Raw genomic sequence first — 5,822 nt, 5'->3', positions numbered from 1 at the left:
TTTCGGAGGGAGAATGTTTTGGAACAATTTCTCAAGTTTGTTTTCTAATGATATTGCTATAGATTTAGGAACTGCTAATACTTTAGTTTATCGCAAAGGTATTGGGATCGTTATCGATGAACCGTCTGTTGTTGCTACTTCCAGCGATAATAAGAAGATCATTGCCATTGGTGCGGATGCCAAAGAAATGCTCGGTAAAAATCCGGAAGAAGTACGCGTCATCAAACCTTTGAAAGACGGTGTGATCGCTGATTTCCAAGTTACGGAATTGATGTTGAGAAATTTGATCCTGCGTGCCCAAAAAAAGAGACTTCTGATCAAACCGCGAGTTATTGTCTGCGTTCCTTCCGGAATAACTGAAGTCGAGAAAAGAGCAGTTCGCGATAGTGCTCTGCACGCTGGAGCGCGGGAAGTATATCTTGTTTCCGAACCTGTTGCAGCTGCGATCGGAGCTGATCTTCCCATTCATAAACCTGCCGGAAACCTGGTCATGGATATCGGGGGAGGAACAACTGAAATCGCTGTCATTTCTTTATCTCATATCGTTGTTCATATCTCGATCAGGATTGGCGGAGATAAGATGGATCAGGCAATAGTTAATCATCTTCGTAAGAAAAATAATATTTTTGTTGGAATTCAAACCGCTGAAAAGATCAAAAATGAGATCGGTTCTGCTTATCCCCTGGAAAAAGAATTAAAGATGGAAGTGCGCGGTAGAGATATTATCACCGGTTTTCCAATTACGGTTGAAATTACTTCCGAAGAGATCAGGGAATCTTTAGCAGAAACTGTTACTTCTATGATCGATGCTGTTAAACGGCTTTTTGAAAAGACTGCTCCCGAGCTTGCTGCCGATATTGCGGAACGAGGAGTAATCCTGACCGGTGGTGGAGCTCAACTGAAAAGACTCGACAAGAAAATCCAGGAAGCGGTCGATCTGCCAGTTCATGTTATTCCCGAACCTCTGACCTGTGTTGTCAAAGGCAGTGGTCAAATCCTCGATAATATTGAAGAATATAGAGAAGTATTGATCAAGAAAATTGAAGATTGATTTTTTTCGACTTGTCCATTCTCCGAAGTAATCTACGAAGGATGAATAAGCGAAGCGACGAGTTGAAAAATATGATAATAGTTTTAAAATTATAATTTGGATATTTGCCTTTTTTACATTAGCGTTCATTCGCGTCCATTAGCAGTTTGATAATAAATAATGAAAAAAAACATTCCCGTCATCATACTCCTGCTTCTCGCAATAATTCTTTTCCTTGGGAATAATGAACAACGCCAAAAAAAAGCTGATTTTTTAAGTAAAACCATTTATCTCCCATTTATCAACTCCATTAATATCATCAAAGAGAATATCAAGATTAAACAGAAAAACAAAAAGCTGGAACTTGATCTTGCTGTTCAGACAATAACTATTAATAACCTGGAAAATAAATTACAGAAGATCGAGAATATAAATATTAATTTTGAAATAGATAAAACAGAATTTATTTTAGCAGATGTGATCGGTTTGAGCGGGAATTATAAAGAGAGAAATTTCGTTGTTAATAAAGGCAAAAAGCACGATATAAAAGTTGGTCTTCCTGTGATTTCTACGGATGGTATTTTTGGAAAAATCATTTCTGTTTCGAATAATTTTTCTGTGATCATGCCGTTTGATCATACAAATTTCAAACTGGGAGTTATGACCAGAAATACTAAACTGCAAGGTCTTCTCGAAGCTGATATTTACGGAAATTGTTATATGAGCATGGTCAAGATCGGTTCGGAAATAAGTTTGGGAGATACGATCGTAACTTCCCATATTTCAACGATATTCCCGAAGAATTATCCTATTGGAGTTGTTTCACAAATCTCCGAAGCTCCTGATAAAGTTCATATCAATGCAAAAATTTCTCCCTTTACCGATCCATCCAGTTTGGATCAGGTTATTATATTGTTTTATGAAAAGGATAAAAGTTATGAAACGGAACTTGAAAATAACAGTTAACGGAAATGAATATTTAAGGATTCCCATAAAAACCAGGATCCTTTCCGAAAACGACGATATATTGGAGATTGTCAGACAATATTCAAAAGAGCTAATTCAGGATGGAGATATCATTTCCATCAGTGAAAGTCCGCTTGCTATCACGCAGGGAAGAGCAATTCCGGTAAAAGATATCAAGATCGGGATTCTGGCAAAGATCCTCTGGAGATTTGTCGCAAATGTGAAATACGGGATCGGACTTCGATCTCCAACCAGTATGCAGTGCGCGATCGACGAAGCTGGAAGTATTCGTATTTTATTTGCGGCTTTTATCGGAGCATTAGGAAAATTGATCGGCAGGAAAGGAGATTTTTATCGGATTGCCGGAAAACAGGCTGCTCTGATCGATGCTGCTACGACTTCGCCGGTTCCTCCTTATGAAAACTGCGTGATCAAAGGTCCGAAAAATCCCGAAAAAGAAGCACAAAGAATTAAAGATAACTTTGGATATGAAACAGCAGTTATGGATATCAACGACATTGGCGGCTGCTGGATGATCGGTGGAAGCGATGGCATCGACAGAAATTTTATGGAAAAGGTGATGAAGGATAATCCGCAGGGACAGGGAGATGAATTGACACCGATCTGTTTGATCAGGAGAGTAACACAATCATCTTGATTGTGAAACATCGGAATGTCTGAAGGTCTTCCGATTGTTTTATCTCACAACCAAGGCGCAAAGGACGCCAAGAAAAACATAATCCTGTAAATCCTGTTATCATGTCTGTTTGAATATCGGGAGCTATCAACATTTCGAAGATTCGTTTCTTCCGATTGATGAGTTAGAGCCAACATTCCGAAGAGCTTCGCACATTCGGAAGTTTCATAAAGGGAAAAATGAAAATCATAAAATACATTTTTATAGGAATCATCACTCTTTACTTCCAGATTCTGTTCGCATCAAAATTCGAATTGCTGGGAGTTATTCCCAATTTCCTGATCGCTTGCCTGATCTTCCTGAATATCAAACTCGATCTAATTCCTTCATCAATAATCATCTTTTTTCTGGGAATTGCTTTAGACCTGACATATCCGTCCCTTTTGGGCTTGAATACAATCTCATTTCTCTTGCTTTCTTTCCTCGTGAATCGTTACCATCAAAGTATTAACAAAGATAGGATCGATATAATTTTCATTAGCATTTTTGCTTTGAATTCCATTCATTTCCTGTTCTTTTTCCTCTATTATCTCTTTTCCGAACCTGTAACCTTCGAGTTATTTTATCTGACCTTTTTCACAATTTTCTATAATACTGTCATCTCGATGCTCTTAACTTACTTTTTTGTTTTTATTGATAAGATCAAGGTTTATCTGGATGTGTGAGTTTCAAGATTGGATTCGACTCGTGACGAAGTGCGAGTCGGAGACAAACTGTTTATTAGAAGGCAATTCCCGACTCGCATTCCCTGCGGTCATTATGAGTCAGGTCTTGCTTAAACTTGCCAAATTTTGAAAATTTAGCAAGTTTTTTGAAATCAAAATGCCCAATAACAAACTGCTCTCAAAAATCCCTTTCTACGGAATTGCTCTAATCTTCATCATCCTGATCGTCTCCTTATTCAAGTTGCAAGTTGTACAAGGTGAGGATTATAAACAAATCGCCGAAGAAAATTATGTGCGCATCAAGAACATCCAACCTGTTCGCGGTGAGATCCTCGACCGGGAATACCGTCCCATCGCTATCAATAAACCATCCTACAATCTTTATATAATTTTAGGAAAGATCAGAGAGAAAGATAAAGTCATCGATTTTGTGAGCAGGAATTTCGCTATCGAAAAGGAAAAAATCAAGGAGACAATTTATCAAAACAGGTTCCGTCTTTACCAGGAAATCAGGCTGGTGCAGAATATCGATTATGAAAAATTAATAGCAATTTCCGAACAACTGAATTATTTTCCTTCCCTTTTCTTTAAAACGGAAACTCGCAGGGAATACCTTTATCCAAATCATTTTACCGGTTATGTAGGCAGGATCGATGAACAGGAATTTTCCAAACTGAAAGATAAAGGATATTCCATTAACAGTATGCTCGGTAAATCTGGGCTGGAAAAGTATTATGAGGAAATGTTAGCCGGCAAAAGCGGATATGAGATACTTCAAGTCGATGCTGCCGGAAATAACCTGCAATTTTTCAAACACAACCTGGAAAAGAAACCGGAAAATGGTGAAAGCCTGATCCTGACCATCGATAATGAATTGCAGGAATATATTAGTTCAATCTTTCCCGGAAAAGCAAAAGGATGCATTGTTGTTTCCGATATAAAAAATGGAGAGATCCTCGCCTACATAAGCAAACCTGATTTTGATCAGAATATTTTCGGGAATAATTTGAGTACGGACGATTGGAATAAAATATTACAGGATCCTTCCAAACCAATGCTGGATCGCGTAATTCACGGAACATATCCACCCGGTTCTGTTTATAAACCTGTGATGGCTTTTCTCGGTCTGGAAGAAAATGTCATCGATAAGAAGACAAAACTGACCAAATGCGATGGTGGAATGCAGTTTGGGGACAGGTATTTCAAATGCTGGTGGGAAAAAGGTCATGGCAGATTGAATGTCGTAGATGCAATTAAACAATCTTGTGATGTCTTTTTCTATGATCTTTCCACCAGGTTCACTTTAGAGCAGATAAACAATTATACAAAGAAAAATAAACTGTGCGTTAGAACAGGCATCGATCTACCCGGAGAAAGAGCAGGATTCTTTCCGACCAAAGATTGGTATAAGCAGAATTACGGCAGGTATATCAGCATCACCGGGCAGAAAGTGAATATTGCCATCGGGCAGGGAGAAGTGCTCGTTACACCTCTGCAGATCTGCTCTTTTTATGCCGCGATCGGCAATGACGGCATCTGGAAGCAACCTCATTTTCTTCTGAAAACCGTTGAACATCAAAAAAATACAACATTTAAACAGGAATATCTTCCTGTAAATAGAGAACACCTGGAACTTATCCAAAAATCTCTTTATAAAGTTGTGAACGAGCAATACGGAACAGGAACTGCTGCCGGTGTTTATGGCGTGAAAGTTTACGGCAAGACAGGTTCTGCGGAAAACCATATGGGAAAAGAAACTCATGCCTGGTTTACAGGATATGCGGAATGGGAAGAACCGGAGATCGCTTTTGTTGTCTTTCTGGAAAATGCCGGACATGGTGGTAGTGCTGCTGCTCCGCTTGCCCGGAAGATTGTGAAGTTTTATGATTGGATGATGAAAGAAAGATGAGATTTATTCCTTGCACGATTTTTTTGTTTAAAAAATAAGTAGCAAATGGATATTAAAAAAATCGACTGGATCATCTTCCTGCTTTTGATCCTGCTGATGATCAGCGGAGTGATCGCCATTTATTCTGCTTCTACCAGCAAAATAGGAGATGAATTTCTCACCCGGAATTTTTACCTGAAACAACTCATCTGGGTTTTTATATCATTATTGTTTCTCTTTGTTTTATTGAAACTTCCCATGCCTGTAATCGATCTTATGATCATTCCTGTTTATATTATTACCGTAATTTTTCTTATCCTCGTTTTATTCCTACCCGAAATTAAAGGTTCGCACCGCTGGATATCTCTGGGACCGGTTAATTTCCAGCCTTCGGAACTGGCAAAACTTGTTACGATCCTGTTTGTGGCTAAACTTATCTCCAAACCATATATCACGGAATGGCAGATATTGCTCCGTTCTTTTGCAGTCGTTCTCCTACCCGTGATCCTCATTCTTCTCGAACCAGATATGGGAACAGCCCTGACCTTGATGATCAGTTTATTCGCGATGTTATTG

The 5,822-nt window shown here is 38.8% G+C and carries 6 protein-coding genes; all 6 read left to right on the top strand.

What is annotated here, in order from left to right; all coding sequences use genetic code 11:
- Window positions 1-13 precede the first annotated feature (13 nt).
- Window positions 14-1,051, top strand: coding sequence for a rod shape-determining protein (locus tag ENL20_09665; GenBank protein ID HHE38823.1), 1,038 nt, complete (start codon window positions 14-16; stop codon window positions 1,049-1,051).
- Between the two features lie 159 nt (window positions 1,052-1,210).
- Window positions 1,211-1,996 (top strand): rod shape-determining protein MreC, encoded by a 786-nt coding sequence (locus ENL20_09660; protein ID HHE38822.1) that lies wholly within the window; start codon window positions 1,211-1,213, stop codon window positions 1,994-1,996.
- Complete coding sequence (locus tag ENL20_09655; protein ID HHE38821.1) at window positions 1,968-2,654, top strand: hypothetical protein; 687 nt, start codon at window positions 1,968-1,970, stop codon at window positions 2,652-2,654. The genes ENL20_09660 and ENL20_09655 overlap by 29 nt, the downstream gene beginning before the upstream one ends.
- Window positions 2,655-2,872: 218 nt before the next feature.
- Window positions 2,873-3,358 carry a rod shape-determining protein MreD gene (gene mreD, locus ENL20_09650; GenBank protein ID HHE38820.1) on the top strand — a complete coding sequence of 162 codons (486 nt, stop codon included), beginning with the start codon at window positions 2,873-2,875 and terminating at the stop codon, window positions 3,356-3,358.
- A 157-nt stretch (window positions 3,359-3,515) separates the two neighbouring features.
- Entirely contained in the window at window positions 3,516-5,267 is a 1,752-nt protein-coding gene (gene mrdA / locus ENL20_09645) for a penicillin-binding protein 2 (protein HHE38819.1), read from the top strand.
- Window positions 5,268-5,312: 45 nt separating this feature from the next.
- Window positions 5,313-5,822 (top strand): rod shape-determining protein RodA (locus tag ENL20_09640; GenBank protein ID HHE38818.1); only part of this gene is annotated, 510 nt, incomplete at its 3' end.

The sequence above is a fragment of the Candidatus Cloacimonadota bacterium genome (assembly GCA_011372345.1).
Taxonomy (GTDB): Bacteria; Cloacimonadota; Cloacimonadia; order Cloacimonadales; family TCS61; genus DRTC01.
Note: the sequence above shows the minus strand (reverse complement) of the source record. Positions and strands in the feature narration are given on the sequence as shown.